The organism is Blattabacterium cuenoti, assembly GCF_014251995.1.
GTDB classification, from domain to species: Bacteria; Bacteroidota; Bacteroidia; order Flavobacteriales; family Blattabacteriaceae; genus Blattabacterium; species Blattabacterium cuenoti_AE.
This window is the reverse complement of the sequence record NZ_CP059205.1, coordinates 531,387-549,182: the sequence shown is the minus strand read 5'-3', so window position 1 is coordinate 549,182 and position 17,796 is coordinate 531,387. Positions and strand designations below refer to the sequence as shown.

Below are 17,796 nucleotides of genomic sequence, written 5' to 3'. Positions count from 1 at the left end.
TGGTATTTCATTAATATCATTAATAACAAAATAGACTAAAAAAATTTTATAATTACCTTTGTTTATTAATATCCAGGAAGTTCAATGAATGAATGCATTTAAAAAAATTTTATCTTATTCAAAACCTTATAAATATCATTACATTATCAATATATTATGTAATTTTTTTTACTCTTTATTTTCAGTCATATCTATAATATCTATTTCTCCTGTATTAAGCATTTTATTTGAATCTCCCAAAGATAAAAATAAAACAACATTTTTTAATTCTTTTAATAGTTATTTTGATTTTATCATAAAAAATTTTTATGATTATATAAAAATATTGTCAAATAAATATGGAAAAATAAATACTTTAACTATGTTTTGTGTTTTTATTATTTTACTTTTTTTAATTAGAAATATTTTCAAGTATTTGGCAGAATATTTTTTAATTGGAATAAGGACTTCTATAGTCAGAAATATTAGAAACGATTTCCATAAAAAAATACTTTCTTTACCCTCATTTTTTTTTTCTGAAAAAAGAAATGGAGATCTCGTATCTCGATTATCTAATGATGTAAATGAAATAGAAGTATCTATTGTTAATTCTTTAGCTAATATAATTAGTTATCCAATAATGGTTATTTTTTATTTTTTCACTTTATTTTTTATAAGCTATCATTTAACATTATTTGCTTTTTTATTACTTCCTTTAATGGGTGTTTTTATATTTATTATAGGAAATAGTCTAAAAAAAGATGCAATAGGAGCCCAAAGCCAATTAGGAAAATTATTTTCTGTTATAGAAGAAACCTTAAATTCTACAAAAATTATAAATATTTTTAATGCAGAATGTTGGATGCAAAAACGTTTTGAAAAAATTTCTTCTTTTCAAAAGAAACTTGCTACTCGCCTTAGTAGGAAAAAAGAATTAGCATCTCCAATAGGAGAATTATTAGGTTCTATTATAATGATTTTAATTATTTGGTATGGAGGAAAACTTTTTTTGGAAAAAAAAGAAATTAAACCAGAAATTCTTTTTTCTTTTGTAGGATTATTTTTTCAAATTATAAATCCAGCAAAAAGTCTAGTAAATTCTATATCTAACATTCAAAAAGGAAGAGCTGCAGCAGAACGAATTGTAGAAATATTAAATACAAAACCTCTTTTAAATAAAAAAATTCAATTAAAATCTATTTTTTATTTTGGGAGTGAAATTTTATTTCAAAATGTAACATTCATTTATAATAAATCTGTTTTAATTAAAAATTTTAATTTTTCTTTAAAAAAAGGTAAAACACTAGCTTTAATAGGAAAATCGGGAAGTGGAAAATCTACTATTACTAATTTATTAGCAAATTTTTATGATGTTACATCCGGAAAAATAACCATTGATGGAATCAATATTAAATATTTAAAAATTAAAGATTACAGAAGATTATTAGGTATAATCACTCAAGAACCAATTCTTTTTAATGATTCAGTTTACAACAATATAACGTTAGGAATAGAAAAAAAAATATCTTTAAATTCTGTTATAAAAGCAGCGAAAATTGCGAATGCACATTGTTTTATAGAAAAACTTCCAAAAGGATATAATACTATTATTGGATATAATGGGAACAAATTATCTCTAGGACAAAGGCAAAGAATTAGTATAGCTAGAACTGTATTGAGAAATCCTCCAATTATGATCTTAGATGAAGCTACTTCTTCTCTAGATATAGAATCGGAAATAAAGGTCCAGAATGCATTAAATAGGATGATAAAGAATAAAACATCTATCATTATAACTCATCGTTTATCTTCTCCAATCATTCAAAATGCAGATCATATTATTGTATTGGAAAAAGGAAAAATTATAGAACAAGGTCAACATCGAACCCTAATTGAAAAAAAAGGAATTTATAGTAAGTTACTATCTTTACAAAGTTTTTGAAATGGATATTGAAAAATATTTTATAGAAATTATTAAACATCCCATTTTATCTATCACTGTTATAGGTAATCTATTTTTAATAGAAAGTATTTTATCTGTAGATAATGCAATTATGCTGGCTTCTATGATTACAAACTTACAAGAAAACGATAGAAAAAAAGCTATAAAATATGGAATTATTGGTGCTTATTTTTTTAGAGGATTATGTTTAATATTTGTTACTCTATTAATAAAAATATGGTGGTTAAAACCATTAAGTGGTTTATACTTAATTTTTACAGGTTTATATCATTTTTTTTTGAAAGAAAAAAAAATTCTATTCAACAATTCAAAAAAAATAAAAAAAAAAGATTCCTTTTGGAAGGTAATACTTATTGTAGAAATAATGGATTTATCTTTTTCTATTGATAACATATTTGCTTCCGTTGCCTTATCAGAAAATTTTTTATTAATTTTTATAGGTGTATTTATGGGAATATTTTTTATGAGATTAATTACTAAATTTTTTATTCGATTAATGAAAAAATTTCCAGAATTAAAAAATTCTGCATTTTTCATAGTTATTATTCTTGGAGTTAAACTCATTTTTTCTTCTTTCAAGAATCACTTTTTTATATCTGAAGGAATGTTTTCATTATTGACTTTTTCTATATTTATATTTCCTTTGTTTTTTTCACTATTTAATAAAATAATATTAAAAAAATTAAAATAACATAGTAATAGGATCTTCTAAAAATTTTCTAAAAGAATGAATATAATTACTTGCTGTAGATCCATCAATAATTCGATGATCACAAGACAAAGTTATTTTCATTACATTTCCTATTTCTATTTTAGAATTTCTAATAATTGGTTTTTCCATAATGGATCCTATAGATAAAATAGAAGAGTTAGGAGTATTAATTATTGAAGTGAAAAATTCTATTCCATACATTCCTAAATTAGAAACAGTAAAAGTACTATTTTCTATTTCTTCTGCTTGTATTTTTTTTGATCTTGAACGTAAAACTTTATCTTTTATTTCTTTAGATATTTGTAATAACGATTTTTGATCAGCATTTTGAATAACTGGAACTATTAATCCATTTGGAACTGATACAGCTATTCCTATATTAATATTCGAATGAAGTAAAATTTCTTCTTCATTCCAAGATCCATTTATATCTGGATTTTTTTTCAAAGATTGAGCTGCTGCTTTTATAATAATATCATTAAACGATATTTTTTCTTCTAAAGAAAGTTTATTATTTAAATTTTTTCTGAACTTAATTAAATTATCCATATTTATTTCGCTAAATAAATAGTAGTGTGGAGCGGAAAATTTAGAAAAAGTTAGATGTTTTGCTATTTTTTTTCTCATAGAAGAATGAGAAATTTTTTGATCAATTTTTTTTTCTTTTAATTTTTCTTTTTCATAAAATTCAATATCTCTTTTAATAATTCTTCCACATTCTCCACTTCCCTTATTAATTTCTTCTATAGATATCCCTCTTTTTTTAGCCATTATTTTTGCTAAAGGAGAAATAAATATTCTATTATTATTTTTATTATTCTTATCTTCATTTTTATCCTCTTTATCTTTTTTTTTCAACTGTTTTTTTAATTTTAATTTTGAAATAAGATGACTAATATTTTCTCCTTCTTCTCCTATAATTGCTAATATATCATTCACGCGCGTTTTTTCTCCTTCTTGTACACCAATAAAAAGTAAAATTCCACTAATATCTATTTCAAAATCTTGAGTAGCTTTATCTGTTTCTATTTCAGCTATTATATCACCTTCGAAAATTTTATCTCCAATTTTTTTATTCCATTTAACTACAGTCCCCTCTTCCATCGTATCACTTAATTGGGGCATATATATTATTTCTGCCATTATTCGTAAAGTATTTTTTTGGTTATCATTAAGATATAACTTTATCTAAAAAAGGATAATTTTTTTCATTATAAACAACATTATACATATTTTCTAGTGAAGGATTATTTGAATTTTCTGCAAATTTTACACAGGATTCCACTTTTTCTTTCATTTTATTTTCTATATTAGACAGATTATCTATAGTTTCCCAATTATTTTTTAAAATGATATTTTTTAATTTTAAAATTGGATCCTTTTTTTTGTATGATAAAACTTCTTCTTTGCTTCGATATAATTCATTATCTGACATAGAATGTCCTCTATATCTATATGTTTTAATATCCAAAAAAGTAGCTCCTTCTCCTTTTCTAGCTTTTTCTATTGCAGTATAAGCTACTCTAGATATTTTTTCAGGATCCATACCATCTACTGGAAAAGAAGGCATTCCATATGATAATCCTATCTTATAAATTTCTTCTATATTAGCACTTCTTTCTACAGAAGTCCCCATAGCATATTTATTATTTTCACATATAAATACAACAGGAAGTTTCCATATCATAGCCATATTAAATGTTTCATGTAAAGATCCTTGTCTAACTGCACCGTCTCCCATAAGAGTTAGAGTAACTGCTTTTCTATTAAAATATTTATCGGCAAAAGCAATACCAGCTCCTAATGGAATTTGGCCTCCCACAATCCCGTGTCCTCCATAAAAACGATTTTCTTTACTAAAAATATGCATAGATCCTCCCATTCCATGAGATGTTCCTGTTTCTTTTCCTAAAAGTTCTGCCATTACCCTTTTTGGATCAACCCCCATTGATATCGGTAAAATATGACATCTATAAGCAGTTATGATTTTGTCTTTAGATAAGTCCATTGCATGAGTTAACCCTGCAGGAACAGCTTCTTGTCCATTATATAGATGTAAAAATCCTCTAATTTTCTGTTTCAAATACAGGGAACGGCATTTATCTTCAAATTTCCTCCAAAAAAACATATCCTTAAACCATTTAAGATAGGTTTTTGTGGTAATTTCTTTCATAAGAAAAAATTTTTATGTGAGATTATTTACTTAGTCGTTTGCAAATTTAATCTTTAAGATTTAAAAAACAAAGATTATATTAAATCAATAATGGTTTCTAAAGCAATTTTTCTAGATCCTTTAATAAGAACATAATCTATTTCTTTATAATTAAGAGAATTTTTTTTAATCCATTTAATAAATCCATTTTTATTTACGAATTTTTTTATTTTTTTAGAAGTTTTAAAATGAGTATTAGAAAAAATTTCTCCAATCAAAAATGTTTTGTTTATACTACTTTTTTCTATAAAAAAAATTATATTTTCATGTTCACGATTAGAATAAAGTCCTAATTCTAACATATCTCCCAGTATAGCAATTTTATTACCTTTAATACTATCAAAAAAAGTTAATGTTTTTATCATACTGGTAGGATTTGCATTATAACAATCTATAATAATTTTTCTTTTTTGTTTATTTAAAACTTGAGAACGGTGGTTGATTGGAATGTACTCTCTTATAGCATCCCTTATTTCTTCTAGAGGAACTTCAAAATATTTTCCTATAGATATAGCAGATGCCATATTATATAAGTTATAACTTCCTATTAAGGAAGAGCTTATTTTCATATTTTCAATATATAAATAATTCTCTTTCCATAAATATTTAACATTTAAATCTGATTCCATTTTTTCAGAAAAAATATATCTTTTCATTCCTATACTTTTACTTAATTGAATGGGATCATCCCCATTAACAAATACTATTTTTTTTTCTTTTTTTAAAAAATCATATAGTTCTAGTTTTCCTCGTATAATTCCTTCTATACTTTTAAATCCTTCTAAATGAGCTTTTCCGAAATTAGTTATATACCCATAATCTGGATTGATTATAGAACACATTTTTTCTATTTCTTTTTCATGATTAGCTCCAATTTCTATTACAGATATTTTTGTATCTGCAGACATAGAAAGTATAGTTAATGGAATTCCTATGTGATTATTAAAATTATTTTTAGTAAAATGAATTTTTTTATATTTCTTGGAAAGAACTGATTTAGTAAGTTCTTTTGTAGTTGTTTTTCCATTACTTCCTGTAATAGCTATAATAGGAATGTGACGTAATTTATGTCTATGAAATAGAGCTAATTTTTGTAAAAAAAATAAAGTGTTATCTACTTGAACAATCTTTTTGTATTTTTTATTGTAAGAAAAAATTTTTTTATCATCTACTATAACTAGTAGAGCTCCATTTGATATAGCTTCTTCAGTAAATTGATTTCCATTAAAATTTTTTCCTTTTAAAGCTATGAAAATAGACCCTTTTTTTACGTTTTTACTATTTATTTCTACTCCAGAAGAATCTATATATAATTGGTATATTTTTTGAATATCCATTTTTTAAATTAATTCAAAGTAAATCTTTCTCAAGTTTCATTTTTAAATTATTTATATTGGTTATTACAGTCCTTTTTTGATCTTTAATATAAGATATATAACCTGTTTCTTCAGAAACAACGAGACATATAGAATCTGTTTTTTCAGATAGACCAAAAGCAGCTCTATGACGTAATCCTAAACGAGATGGAATTTCTTTATTGTAAGAAACAGGAAGAATTGCTCTTGTTCTCACTATTTTATTTCCTACAATAATTACAGCTCCATCGTGCAATGGACTATTTTTATAAAAAATACTTTCTAGGATAGGAATATTTACTTTTGCATCTATTTTATCTCCATTTTGAATAAATTCTCTTAAGTTTTGATGTAGCTGAATAACTATTAAAACTCCTGTTTTATCTCCTGAAAAAATAGCACAAGATTTTACTATACTATCTATGGTTTCAGTTTTTGTAGAAACATTTGATTTCTTAAAAAAAAGAGAAAATATAAATTTTTTAAAGAAAATTTTACTTCCTACTATAAGGAGAAATTTTCTAATTTCTGGTTGAAATACAATAATTAATGTTAAAAATCCTCCTTTGAAAAAAGCACTAATGACTATGCTTAGGAGTTTCATTTTATAAATTTCTACTATTTTCCAGAAAATAAAAGTTGCAATAATTCCATAAAAAATGTTTAAAGCGACGGTTTTATGAACTAATCTGTAAACTTGGAACAAAATAATAGATACTAAAAATATATCTAAAATATCAATGAAAGAAATTTTCAATGAATGAGTTATAATCAAAGAATTTATACAAAAATATATACAAAAAGAATCTATGGTATAATCAATCAAGAAATTTTTTTATAATATTTTACTAATTTAACGCATTCTATAGCTTCTTTTACATCATGTACTCGTAATATTTTTGATCCATTTAACAATGCCATTGTATGAATAATTGAAGTGGCATTTAATGATTCTTCATAAGAAATCTTCAGAAGATTTTTAATCATAGATTTTCTAGAAATTCCTATTAAAATCAAGTAATCTTGGAATCCAAGTACAGATAAATTTTTTAATATTTGAAAGTTTTGTTTTAATGTTTTTCCAAAACCAAATCCAGGATCTAAGATAATATCTTGAACTCCATTTTTTTTTAGATAGAAAATTTTTTTTGAAAAAAATTTGTTAATTTCTAATATTATATTATTTCTATAATATGTTTTTTCTTGCATGTTTTCTGGAATTCCTTTTATGTGATTTAATATGTATGGGATTTTTAGTTTTCCAACTAAAGAAAACATATTTTTATCCAATTTTCCACCTGATATATCATTTATTATAACAACACCTTCTTCAACGGCTATTCTTGCGACTTCACTACGAAAAGTATCGATAGATATTTTAATATTTGGAAAATTTTTTACAATATTTCGAATAGGATTTATAACTCTTTTTATTTCTTCTTTTTCCGTTATGATTTTTGATTTTGGACGAGTAGAACAACCTCCAATATCTATAAAATCAGAACCTTCATTTAATAAATTTTCTACATGTTTTAATATTTTATATTTAGAATTTAATCTACCTCCATCATAGAAAGAATCAGGGGTTAGATTAACTATTCCCATAATCTTTGGTTCACTGAAAGACAATAAAGATCCCGCACAATTGATCATCATTTAAAAACTATTTATTTGTAATTTATTATTTACATATAATAAAATTAAATGATATGAATCATTTATCTATTGATTTTTTCATTAAAAAATGTGGAAAATTATTTTATGATAAATTGAAAGACTACGATCTTTCATGGAAGTTTTTAAAAAATTCTTCTATAATAGATCAAATCCTGATTAAAGTAGTTCGTATAAAAAATATTCAATTAAAAGGATATCAAGAAATAAAAGAAGAAAAAATAACAGATACGTATATGGATATTATAAATTATATCATAATTATTCTAATTAAAAAAGATATTTTTTTTATTTTAAACTTCGATAAAATATCATATGATGACGTTGTTTTCCTATATAAAAAAAAATTTAAAAGTATAAAAAATTGTATTAATGATAATTATGAAAAAAAAATACTTTCTATTAATAATGTATTGAAAAATGTTTTATACTTGAAAGAAAATGAAAAAAAGTTTTCATTCAAAGAATTAGAAAAGTTTTATTTAAAAATATTAGTTGAAACTCTTTTTTTGCTTAAAAAAAGTTTTTGAATATGTATTTATTGTTTATTAACTTGGTGAAATTAATATAAAAAATGAAAAAAAAGATTGTTATAGCAAATTGGAAAATGAATTATGACCTTCATGAGACGACTTTTTTTATTAGAAATTTTTTAAAAATTATTTTCGAAAGAAAAATAAATCATAATAAAAAGATTATTATTTCACCTTCTTTCCCTTTTCTATATATTTCAAATCAAATTTTACAAGGAACTTCATTAAGAATTTCTGCACAAAATGTTCATCATATGGATAAAGGATCATATACAGGAGAAGTATCTGCTTCTATGTTAAAATCTATAGGAATTTCTAAAGTAATATTAGGACATAGTGAACGTAGAGGGTTTTTTTTCGAAAAAAATGATGTTTTATTAAAAAAAATAAAAATATCATTAAAATATGGACTAAAAATTATTTTTTGTATAGGGGAAACAGAAACTGAAAGGAAAAAAGATCAACAATTTGATATTATCAAAAATCAATTAGAAAAAACTGTTTTCCATTGTTCTCCTGATGAGATTAAATTATTTTGTATTGCGTATGAACCTATTTGGGCTATTGGAACAGGAAAAAATGCTACATATAAACAAGCTCAAACAATGCATGAATTTATTCGTTATTTATTTTTAAAAAAATATGGAGAATACATTTCAAATCAAATTTATATTTTATATGGAGGAAGTATTACTGATCTTAATGCAAAATATTTTTTTTTGCAAAAAGATATAGATGGAGGACTTGTTGGAAATTCTTCTTTGAAAATGGAAAAATTTTTAAAAATTATTAAATCTTGATATATATTTGTTTTATTAATATATAGGCCTCGTAGCTTAATTGGATGGAGCATCTGACTACGGATCAGAAGGTTATGGGTTCGAATCCCTTCGAGGTCGTATTTCTTGATTTTCATTAGATTATTATTTTATCCTAAATAAGGCTTAAGAATTCTACTTCTGGAAGAATGTTTTAATCTTTTTAATGCTATACTTTCTATTTGTCTTACTCTTTCTCTTGTTAAATCGCAATATTGTCCTACCTCTTCTAAGGTCATTGGAGGAGATCCATTTAATCCAAAATGTAAAACAATAACACGACGTTCTCTTTCACTTAAAGTTTCCAAAATTCTTTTTATATCTTTTCGTAAAGATTCTTTTTCTAAATGTTCGTCTGGACGAGGAGATTCATCAGATCTAACTAAATCATATAAATTTGAGTCTTCTCCTTCTATTAAAGGGGCATCCATAGAAACATGTCTTCCTGAATTCTTAATTGATTCTTCTACATCTTTCTCGCTCATATTTAAATTTTCTGCTATTTCTCGAGCAGAAGGAGTTCTTTGTAACTCTTGTTCTAATTGTGCAAGAGTTTTTAATATTTTATTGAGTAAAGCTAATTTATTTGTAGGTTGTCGTATAGAACGTGATTGTTCAGCTATAGCTTGTAAAATAGCTTGTCTAATCCACCATACTACATAAGATATACATTTAAAACCTCTTGTTTCGTCAAAACGTAATATTCCTTTTATCAATCCTAAATTTCCTTCATTAATTAAATCACATAAGCTCAATCCTTGATTTTGATATTGTTTTGCCACAGAAACTACAAATCGTAAGTTTGCATTAACAAGCTTGTCTATAGCAGAAGTATTTCCTTCTCTTGCTTGACGAGCATATTCTACTTCTTCTTCTGGAGTTAACAACGGTATTTTTCCTATTTCATGAAGATATTTATCTAATGACTCAGATTCACGATTTGTTACTTGTTTAGTAATTTTAAGTTGTCTCATTATTATTTTTTTTAATCATTATTTTTTTTCTGGACGAGGAAAAAGTACTTTCCTAGAAAGTTTCATTTTTTTATTTTTTTCATCCATACCCATAAATTTAACATCAATAATATCACCAATATGTAATTCTTCTTCTATATGACTTAATCTTTTCCATCTTATTTCTGAAATATGAAGTAATCCTTCTACACCTTTAGATATTTCAACAAAAGCTCCAAAATTTTTTATAGATTTCACTTTTGCTTTATAAATTTTTCCCAATTCAGGTACAAATGTTATTTGCTTTATCCTATCGATAGCTTTTTCTATTTTTTCATGATTTTTTCCTATAATTTCAATACACCCAAAATTTCCTTTTTCTTCAATTAAAATGTTTGTATTTGTATAAGATTGTATTTCTTGAATAATTTTTCCTCCCGGACCTATAACTGATCCAATAAAATTTTTAGGAATGTTAAAAGTATATATTTTTGGAGCATTAGGCTTCATTTTCTTTTTATATTTAGGTAAAACTTCTAACATTTTTTTTAAAATAAAAGTCCGACCTTCTAAAGCTTGCATTAAAATTTGATGCAAAATATCATATGTAAGACCTTTTATTTTTTTGACGTCCATTTGACAAGCTGTTATTCCATTTTTCGTTCCCGTGATTTTAAAATCTAAATCTCCAAAATGATCTTCTTCTCCCATTATATCCGATATAATAATTTTCTTTCCATTTTCCATTAATAATCCCATAGCGATTCCAGAAACTGGATTTTCAATGGGAATACCAGCATCCATTAATGCTAAACTTGCGGCGCAAACTGTAGCCATGGAAGATGATCCATTAGATTCTAAAATCTCTGAGACAACACGTATTGTATATGGATTATCAGGTATAATATTTTTTAACGCACGTTGAGCTAAATTTCCGTGTCCAATTTCACGTCTAGAAATACCTCTTATTGGACGTATTTCACCAGTTGAAAAAGGTGGAAAATTATAATGTAAATAAAATTTTTCTTGGTTTTCCATAACAACATTATCAATTTTATTGGAATCTAAAGATGACCCTAAAGTAACAGTAGCTATAGATTGGGTTTCTCCTCTAGAGAATAAAGCTGATCCATGAACACCAGGTAAATAATCAACAACACTTCGAATTGGACGTATTTGTTTATTGGTTCTTCCATCTAGTCTAATTTCTTTTTTCAAAATTAGATCTCTAGTTACTTTCCTTTTAATTTCTTCATAGAGTTGGTTAATAAAAATTTCTTTTTTTTCTATATTATCTTCTATTAAAAACTTTTTCTTGAAATCATTTAAAATAATTTTTTCTTGAATATTTCTCTTCTTTTTTCCAAGAAAATTATTGTAAAGTTTTTCTATTTTTATTTTGGAAAAAGAATATAATTTTTCTTTTAAAAAAGTATAATCAGAATTATTTTTTTCTAATTCTATCATCTCCTTTTCAAGAGAGGAAAAAGAATTATTTTTTGATAATTTTTCCGATAAACGGATTTGAGCTTTTATTTGTGGTTTAATTTCTTCATGAGCTATTTTTATTGTATCTAAAAATTCATTTTCTTTTATTTCTTTCATTTCTCCCTCTATCATTATGATAGAATCAATTGAAGCTCCCACTACCAAATCTATATCTGCTTCTTTTAACTGCTCTAAACTTGGATTAATAATAAATTTTTTTCTTGAACGTATTATTCTTATTTCAGATATAGGTCCATTAAAAGGAATTCCTGCTACAGATAAAGCGGTAGATGCTGCTAATCCAGCTAATCCATCTGGTAACACAGTTTTATCGTATGATAATAAAGAAATCATAATTTGTATTTCTTTTTTAAACCATTTTGGAAACGTTGGACGTAACACACGATCTACTAATCTCATTGTTAATATTTCTTCATCAGAAGGTCTCCCTTCTCTTTTTATAAACCCTCCAGGAATTTTTCCACCAGCGTAATATTTTTCTCTGTAATCCACTGTTAAAGGCAAAAAATTCGTTTCATTTTTTGTTTCTTGAGAAACAACTACAGTAGCTAATAGCATTGTATCTCCTAACCGTACTATGGCAGCTCCATCTGATTGTCTAGCTAACTCTCCTGTTTCAATAACAATAGAACGACCATCTTTAAGAGATATGGTTTCTTTTACTATTATATTATCTGGCATATTTTATTTTTTTCTATCTTTAATCATTAATAGATTATTATTATTTAATTTATTTTCTTAATCCTAGATCTTTAATTAGAGCTTTATAATTATTAATATCATGTTTTTCTATATATTTCAATAGTTTTTTTCTTCTTCCTACTAGTTTTACCAAAGCTCTTTCTGTATTAAAGTCCTTTTTATTATTTTTTAAATGGTTGCTTAAATGATTAATTCGATAAGTAAATAAAATAACTTGAACTTTTGAATCTCCCGTATTTTCAATAGATTTTCCATAATTTTTTAATATTTCTTCCTTTTTTATAGTTATCATAATAATACTTAACTTAAAATAAGCTATTAAAGTAAAGTTATAAATATTTCTTTTAAAACTTTTTTTCCATTTCTAAAATAGAATCGATATAAATCCTATCGTTAGATAAACGAGGAATTTTATTTTGTCCTCCTAATTTTTTATTTTTTTTCAACCAATCATAAAATATCCCATTTCTGGCTATATGTATGATAGGAGGACCTAGAACTAGATTTTTATATCGTTTAATTTCATAATCTGAATTAAGAAATTTTAATTCTTCATCTAAAATATCCCTAAACTTTTCTAAGTTTTGTGGAGGTTTTTTAAATTCTATAATCCATTCATGAAATCCAGAATTTTTTTTGTTCATATAAACAGGACCTGCTGTATATTCATGAATAATAGATTTTGTTTTCATACAAGTAATATTCAAAGCTTTTTCAGCATTTTCAATAATTAATTCTTCTCCAAAAGAATTGATATAATGAGTTGTTCTTCCTGAAATAGAAATCCTATATGGTGATAAACTAGTAAACTTCACAGTATCTCCAACTATATATCTCCATAATCCAGCATTTGTAGAAACAACTATTGCATAGTTTTTATTTAGTTCTACCTTATCAATAGGAAAAATTTTAGGGTTTTTTTTTCCAATTTCTTCCATTGGAATAAATTCATAAAAAATTCCATGATTTAATAAAAGCAGAAGATCTTCAACGTTATTTTGATCTTGAATTGCAAAGAATCCTTCTGAAGCGCTATATATATCATAATAGTTAATAGGTTTATCGAATAATTTTTGATACTGGATAATGTAAGGTTTTAAGCTCATTCCCCCATGAAATATAACTTCTATATTAGGCCATATTTTGTCAATTTTTTTTTGATCAAATTTAATAAGTAATTGCTTTAAAAAAATTAATAACCAAGAACAAACTCCCAATAAAATACGAACATCTTTTTTCCCTGTTTCTTCTATTATTTTTTCTAATTTTGTTTCCCATTCTCCCATCAAAGCTGTCTTTTTTCTAGGAATGCAAATTTTTTCTGCCCAAAAAGGTGTATTTTTGATTAATATAGAGGATAAATCTCCATAAAATGTATTGTAATTTTTATACAATTCATGACTTCCTCCTAAACGAACAGCTTTTCCAAAAAAAATTTTGGTTTTTGGATGATTATGAATATAAACAGACAACATATCTTTTCCAGCTTTATAATGACACTCATTCATAGATATATTAGTTACAGGAATATATTTACTTTTTAGATTTGTAGTTCCAGAAGATCTTGCAAACCATTTTACTTTCCCTGGCCATAATATATTTTCTTCTCCTTTCCTAGCTCTTTCTATTGTAGACTTTAAATCTAAATATTTACATATAGGAATTCTGTTGGAAAATTGTTGGTATTTTTTAATATCGCAAAATCCATATTTTTTTCCGAATTCAGTATCTTTCGCAAATAAAATTAATTGATTAAATAGTTTTTTTTGCGTTTCTATTGGATAACGCATGAAGAGTTCTATATTCTTAATTCTTCTTTTAATAAAAGAAGATGTCAAATATCCGGATAAATATTTTATCATTACGAAAAAATTTATTTAAAATTTGAATTGATATTCAATTACTTTTTCTATCTCTTTGTAAATAAATAAATGGAAACAATTTTAAATGTTAATTTTTTTGTGCAAATCATATCGAATTTGTAATTCTTTATAAGATTATTCATTATATTTCCATAATAAGGAAATAGTTGAATAGATTTGACTAAATAATTATAAGCAAAGTAATTTTTTGATAACATTCCTCCTATTTTCATAAGAATGTGCGAATATATTTCATAAATTTTTCTTATGAAAGAATTAGATGGTCTAGAAAACTCTAAAATTCCTAATAAACCAAAAGGTTTAAGTACTCTATATATTTCTCTAATTGATAAATCAATATTTTGAAAATTCCTTATTCCAAAAGAGATAGTTACCATATCAAAAGTTTCATTTTTAAATGGAATATTTTGAGAGTATCCTTGAATTAATTTAATTTTTTTACCTAAAGAATTATTTTTTATTTTTTCTTCGGATTTTTTTAGCATTTTTTCAGATGGATCTAATCCTGTAATTTTTGCTTTATTAAATTTTTTTGCTAACAAAATGGCTAAATCTCCAGTTCCAGTAGCTAAATCAAGTATATTTTTCGTTTTTTTTTTATTGAATTTATCTAGGAGATAAACTATTTTTTTTCTCCAAAAAAAATCAATTCCAAAAGAAATAATGTGGTTAATCAAATCATATTTACACGCAATATGATTAAACATATTTTTTATTTTTTTTTCTTTTAAAGAAAAAGAGTATTTATTCATTATTTATTAATGTATGTAGTATATATGCATAATTTACTTTAAATTATAAATAAAGAGAAATGGAAATCGTTTCTTAATTTTATTTTTTTAATCAATTATTACATATTTTGATTATATAATAACATAAATGATCCGATCAATAATTACAGGAACTGGACATTATTTACCAAATAAGATTATAAAGAATGATCATTTTTTTAAGAATAAATTTTATAATAAAAAAGGATTAAAACTTGATAAATCTAATGAAGAAATTATTAAAAAATTTCAAAAAATCACAGAGATAGAGGAAAGAAGATATTTAAATCAAAAATTATTGAATTCTGACATTGCAGCAATTGCAGCGAAAAGGGCTCTGATTAATTCTAAAATTTATAAAGAAAAAATAGATTATATTATATCGGCTCATAATTATGGAGATATTCATCCTATTTCTTATCAATCTGATTTAATGCCATCTCTAGCTACTAGAATAAAGAATAAACTTCAAATTAAAAATAAAAAATGCAGACCATACGACATGATTTTTGGTTGTCCAGGATGGATAGAAGGAATGATTCTTGCCGATCAACTTTTGAGATCTAAATATGCTAAAAATATATTAATTACTGGATCTGAAACTTTATCAAAAGTTATAGATCCACATGATAGAAATTCCATGATTTTTTCTGATGGTGCTGGAGCTGTTGTTTTGTCAGCTATAGAAGATTCAGAAAAAAATGGTATAATTTATTGTGATACTCAATGTAATAATAACGATGAAATATATTATTTGACTAATGGACCTTCTTTAAATCCGAATTATAAAAAATCTTTAATTCATATTAGAATGAATGGAAGAAGAATTTATGAATATGCATTGACAGAAGTTCCAAATATGTTAAAAAATATACTTGATCATGAGAATTTACATTTGAGAGATATAAAAAAAATTCTTATTCATCAAGCTAATGCAAAAATGGATTATGCAATCTTAAAAAGATTATTGAAATTGTATAATTATAGTTGTGCATCCTTTAATAAAAGGATTTCTAAAATTATGCCTATGACTATAAAAAAATTTGGAAATTCTTCCGTAGCTACTGTTCCTACTTTATTAGATTTAATACTTCAAGGTAAAATGTTGCCTCATAAAATAAGTCCCGGAGATACAATATTAATGGTATCTTTAGGTGCAGGAATGAATATTAATGGAATGATTTACCGTTTTCCAAAAAAAAGTTTATGATAAATTAATATTATTATGAAAAATAAAATACATCCGGAAAATTATAGATCTGTTGTTTTTAAAGATATTAATAATGATAAAATTCTGATTTGTAGATCAACAGTAAAAACTAAAGATTCTATTAAAATAAATGGACTAAGTTATCCATTATATAAAATGGAGATATCTAGTTATTCACATCCATTTTTTACTGGAGAAAAAAGATTTTTAGGGAAAACAGGACCAGCCGAACGATTCAAGAAAAAATATGAAAAATATAAAAAGTTTTAGTTTAAAAAAGAGTATAACATATACTTAATAATATGAATTTCATATTGTATGATGGAATAGAATGGAAAAATTTATTTCCTATAACACTTACCAGACCTGTATCAGAAATTCGTTTAGGATTATTTACTATAAAAGAAAGATGGGAAAAATATATTGGAAAAAAATCTTGTGGAATCATTACACATCCATTTCTTTCAAAGAAGTATTCATTAATAAATGATCAGTTATTTTTAGAAAATGTATTATTGATAAATTCTGCATATCTTCCAAATGAAGAATTAATTCAAATGATTTTTTCATTAGAAAAAAATGAAGCAATTTTTTTTGAAGAAAAAATCATAGCCTTTAAAAAAGACTTTTTTTCCTGTTATGAGAAAACAGAAAATTTAATTTCTTTTAAAAAAAGATATAATATTAAAAATATTATTCATATACAAAATCCATGGGATATTTTCATGAATAATGAAACAATATTAAATAAAGATTTTCTTTTTTTTACAAAAGGAAAAAAATCTTTTTCTTTATTAGGCGGAAATTATGTTCTTTGCAAAGAAAAAATTTTTCTGGAAGAAAATATAGAAACAAATAATGTTGTGTTAAATGCTAATTTAGGGCCAATATATATTGAGAAAGGGGTGGAAATAATGGAAGGAACTTTAATAAGAGGTCCGGTATTTATTGGTAGAAATACCATTTTAAATATGGGAACTAAAATATATGGTGGAACTACTATTGGACATTTTTGTAAAATAGGTGGAGAAATTATTAATTCTGTAATTTTTTCTTATTCTAATAAAGCTCACGATGGATTTTTAGGGAATTCTATTTTAGGAGAATGGTGTAATTTAGGAGCTGGAACCAATGTTTCTAATTTAAGAAATGATTACCGTAAAGTAACAGTTTGGAATTATGAAAAAAGAGATTTTATTCCTGTAGATATGCAGTTTTTAGGGGTAATTATGGGGGATCATTCTAAATCTGGAATAAATACTCAATTTAATACAGCTACAATAATAGGAGTTAGCACTAGCATTTTCGGATATGGATTTCCTCCTAGATATATTCCTTCTTTTTCTTTAGGTGGAATTCAGAATAGAAAAAAAATACCATTTCAAAGAGTTTGTGAAACTGCTGATATTATGATGAAAAGAAGAAATATTTGTTTTTCTATTTTAGACAAAAAAATTTTAGAATATTTGTATCCATTATTGGATATTTAATATTTTGAAAATCAAAATAAAGTAAAAATAATT

17 protein-coding genes and 1 tRNA gene are annotated in these 17,796 nt (G+C 24.5%); 8 read left to right on the top strand and 10 right to left on the bottom strand.

Going from position 1 to position 17,796, the window contains the following annotated elements:
- The first annotated feature begins 88 nt into the window (after positions 1-88).
- Entirely contained in the window at positions 89-1,921 is a 1,833-nt protein-coding gene (locus tag H0H51_RS02630; protein WP_185876765.1) for an ABC transporter ATP-binding protein, read from the top strand.
- Between the two features lies 1 nt (position 1,922).
- On the top strand, positions 1,923-2,633 hold the full coding sequence (locus H0H51_RS02625) for a DUF475 domain-containing protein (protein ID WP_185876764.1): 711 nt from the start codon (positions 1,923-1,925) through the stop codon (positions 2,631-2,633).
- On the opposite strand, the gene H0H51_RS02620 is transcribed toward H0H51_RS02625, so the two are convergent.
- From H0H51_RS02620 to folP, 5 genes are all read right to left on the bottom strand, one after another.
- A complete protein-coding gene (locus H0H51_RS02620) occupies positions 2,625-3,797 on the bottom strand; it encodes a dihydrolipoamide acetyltransferase family protein (protein ID WP_185876763.1) in 1,173 nt (390 codons plus the stop codon). The genes H0H51_RS02625 and H0H51_RS02620 overlap by 9 nt on opposite strands.
- A 28-nt stretch (positions 3,798-3,825) precedes the next feature.
- Positions 3,826-4,827, bottom strand: coding sequence for a pyruvate dehydrogenase (acetyl-transferring) E1 component subunit alpha (pdhA, locus tag H0H51_RS02615; protein ID WP_185876762.1), 1,002 nt, complete (start codon positions 4,825-4,827; stop codon positions 3,826-3,828).
- Positions 4,828-4,901: 74 nt separating this feature from the next.
- On the bottom strand, positions 4,902-6,203 hold the full coding sequence (locus H0H51_RS02610) for a UDP-N-acetylmuramoyl-tripeptide--D-alanyl-D-alanine ligase (RefSeq protein ID WP_185876761.1): 1,302 nt from the start codon (positions 6,201-6,203) through the stop codon (positions 4,902-4,904).
- Between the two features lie 13 nt (positions 6,204-6,216).
- On the bottom strand, positions 6,217-6,990 hold the full coding sequence (locus H0H51_RS02605) for a diadenylate cyclase (protein WP_185877133.1): 774 nt from the start codon (positions 6,988-6,990) through the stop codon (positions 6,217-6,219).
- Positions 6,991-7,043: 53 nt separating this feature from the next.
- On the bottom strand, positions 7,044-7,877 hold the full coding sequence (gene folP, locus H0H51_RS02600; RefSeq protein ID WP_185876760.1) for a dihydropteroate synthase: 834 nt from the start codon (positions 7,875-7,877) through the stop codon (positions 7,044-7,046).
- A 53-nt stretch (positions 7,878-7,930) separates the two neighbouring features.
- Here folP and H0H51_RS02595 point away from each other — a divergent pair, with 53 nt between their 5' ends.
- From H0H51_RS02595 to H0H51_RS02585, 3 genes are all read left to right on the top strand, one after another.
- Positions 7,931-8,425, top strand: a complete 495-nt coding sequence (locus H0H51_RS02595) for a nucleotide modification associated domain-containing protein (protein ID WP_185876759.1) — start codon at positions 7,931-7,933, stop codon at positions 8,423-8,425.
- 44 nt (positions 8,426-8,469) lie between these two features.
- Positions 8,470-9,228, top strand: a complete 759-nt coding sequence (gene tpiA / locus H0H51_RS02590; RefSeq protein WP_185876758.1) for a triose-phosphate isomerase — start codon at positions 8,470-8,472, stop codon at positions 9,226-9,228.
- A gap of 25 nt (positions 9,229-9,253) precedes the next feature.
- A tRNA-Arg gene (locus H0H51_RS02585) sits at positions 9,254-9,327 on the top strand.
- 29 nt (positions 9,328-9,356) lie between these two features.
- On the opposite strand, the gene H0H51_RS02580 is transcribed toward H0H51_RS02585, so the two are convergent.
- Genes H0H51_RS02580 through ubiE form a run of 5 tightly spaced genes read right to left on the bottom strand, consistent with a single transcriptional unit; the run spans position 9,357 to position 15,045 of the window.
- The gene (locus tag H0H51_RS02580) at positions 9,357-10,220 is read right to left on the bottom strand and encodes a sigma-70 family RNA polymerase sigma factor (protein WP_185876757.1); all 864 of its coding nucleotides are present in this window, start codon (positions 10,218-10,220) and stop codon (positions 9,357-9,359) included.
- 18 nt (positions 10,221-10,238) lie between these two features.
- A complete protein-coding gene (locus tag H0H51_RS02575; RefSeq protein WP_185876756.1) occupies positions 10,239-12,389 on the bottom strand; it encodes a polyribonucleotide nucleotidyltransferase in 2,151 nt (716 codons plus the stop codon).
- Positions 12,390-12,438: 49 nt separating this feature from the next.
- The gene (gene rpsO, locus H0H51_RS02570) at positions 12,439-12,702 is read right to left on the bottom strand and encodes a 30S ribosomal protein S15 (protein ID WP_185876755.1); all 264 of its coding nucleotides are present in this window, start codon (positions 12,700-12,702) and stop codon (positions 12,439-12,441) included.
- Positions 12,703-12,754: 52 nt separating this feature from the next.
- Complete coding sequence (locus H0H51_RS02565) at positions 12,755-14,272, bottom strand: GH3 auxin-responsive promoter family protein (RefSeq protein WP_185876754.1); 1,518 nt, start codon at positions 14,270-14,272, stop codon at positions 12,755-12,757.
- A 47-nt stretch (positions 14,273-14,319) separates the two neighbouring features.
- Positions 14,320-15,045: a bifunctional demethylmenaquinone methyltransferase/2-methoxy-6-polyprenyl-1,4-benzoquinol methylase UbiE gene (ubiE, locus tag H0H51_RS02560; protein ID WP_185876753.1), complete on the bottom strand. Its 726-nt coding sequence runs from the start codon at positions 15,043-15,045 to the stop codon at positions 14,320-14,322.
- 127 nt (positions 15,046-15,172) lie between these two features.
- Between ubiE and H0H51_RS02555 the strand changes: the two genes are divergently transcribed.
- From H0H51_RS02555 to H0H51_RS02545, 3 genes are read left to right on the top strand one after another with little or no spacing between them, the layout of a single operon-like run.
- Positions 15,173-16,273, top strand: a complete 1,101-nt coding sequence (locus tag H0H51_RS02555) for a 3-oxoacyl-ACP synthase III family protein (protein ID WP_185876752.1) — start codon at positions 15,173-15,175, stop codon at positions 16,271-16,273.
- 15 nt (positions 16,274-16,288) lie between these two features.
- Complete coding sequence (locus H0H51_RS02550; protein WP_185876751.1) at positions 16,289-16,543, top strand: type B 50S ribosomal protein L31; 255 nt, start codon at positions 16,289-16,291, stop codon at positions 16,541-16,543.
- A 32-nt stretch (positions 16,544-16,575) separates the two neighbouring features.
- Complete coding sequence (locus H0H51_RS02545; RefSeq protein ID WP_185876750.1) at positions 16,576-17,763, top strand: putative sugar nucleotidyl transferase; 1,188 nt, start codon at positions 16,576-16,578, stop codon at positions 17,761-17,763.
- The last annotated feature ends 33 nt before the right edge of the window (positions 17,764-17,796 follow it).

Bases quoted from the DNA above. Each gene is read 5' to 3' on its own strand.
- tpiA (WP_185876758.1), top strand. From the start codon at position 8,470: ATGAAAAAAAAGATTGTTATAGCAAATTGGAAAATGAATTATGACCTT.
- H0H51_RS02580 (WP_185876757.1), bottom strand. From the start codon at position 10,220: ATGAGACAACTTAAAATTACTAAACAAGTAACAAATCGTGAATCTGAG.
- H0H51_RS02630 (WP_185876765.1), top strand. From the start codon at position 89: ATGAATGCATTTAAAAAAATTTTATCTTATTCAAAACCTTATAAATAT.
- H0H51_RS02565 (WP_185876754.1), bottom strand. From the start codon at position 14,272: ATGATAAAATATTTATCCGGATATTTGACATCTTCTTTTATTAAAAGA.
- H0H51_RS02550 (WP_185876751.1), top strand. From the start codon at position 16,289: ATGAAAAATAAAATACATCCGGAAAATTATAGATCTGTTGTTTTTAAA.
- H0H51_RS02625 (WP_185876764.1), top strand. From the start codon at position 1,923: ATGGATATTGAAAAATATTTTATAGAAATTATTAAACATCCCATTTTA.
- H0H51_RS02555 (WP_185876752.1), top strand. From the start codon at position 15,173: ATGATCCGATCAATAATTACAGGAACTGGACATTATTTACCAAATAAG.
- pdhA (WP_185876762.1), bottom strand. From the start codon at position 4,827: ATGAAAGAAATTACCACAAAAACCTATCTTAAATGGTTTAAGGATATG.
- H0H51_RS02595 (WP_185876759.1), top strand. From the start codon at position 7,931: ATGAATCATTTATCTATTGATTTTTTCATTAAAAAATGTGGAAAATTA.
- H0H51_RS02545 (WP_185876750.1), top strand. From the start codon at position 16,576: ATGAATTTCATATTGTATGATGGAATAGAATGGAAAAATTTATTTCCT.
- rpsO (WP_185876755.1), bottom strand. From the start codon at position 12,702: ATGATAACTATAAAAAAGGAAGAAATATTAAAAAATTATGGAAAATCT.
- H0H51_RS02575 (WP_185876756.1), bottom strand. From the start codon at position 12,389: ATGCCAGATAATATAATAGTAAAAGAAACCATATCTCTTAAAGATGGT.
- ubiE (WP_185876753.1), bottom strand. From the start codon at position 15,045: ATGAATAAATACTCTTTTTCTTTAAAAGAAAAAAAAATAAAAAATATG.
- folP (WP_185876760.1), bottom strand. From the start codon at position 7,877: ATGATGATCAATTGTGCGGGATCTTTATTGTCTTTCAGTGAACCAAAG.
- H0H51_RS02610 (WP_185876761.1), bottom strand. From the start codon at position 6,203: ATGGATATTCAAAAAATATACCAATTATATATAGATTCTTCTGGAGTA.
- H0H51_RS02620 (WP_185876763.1), bottom strand. From the start codon at position 3,797: ATGGCAGAAATAATATATATGCCCCAATTAAGTGATACGATGGAAGAG.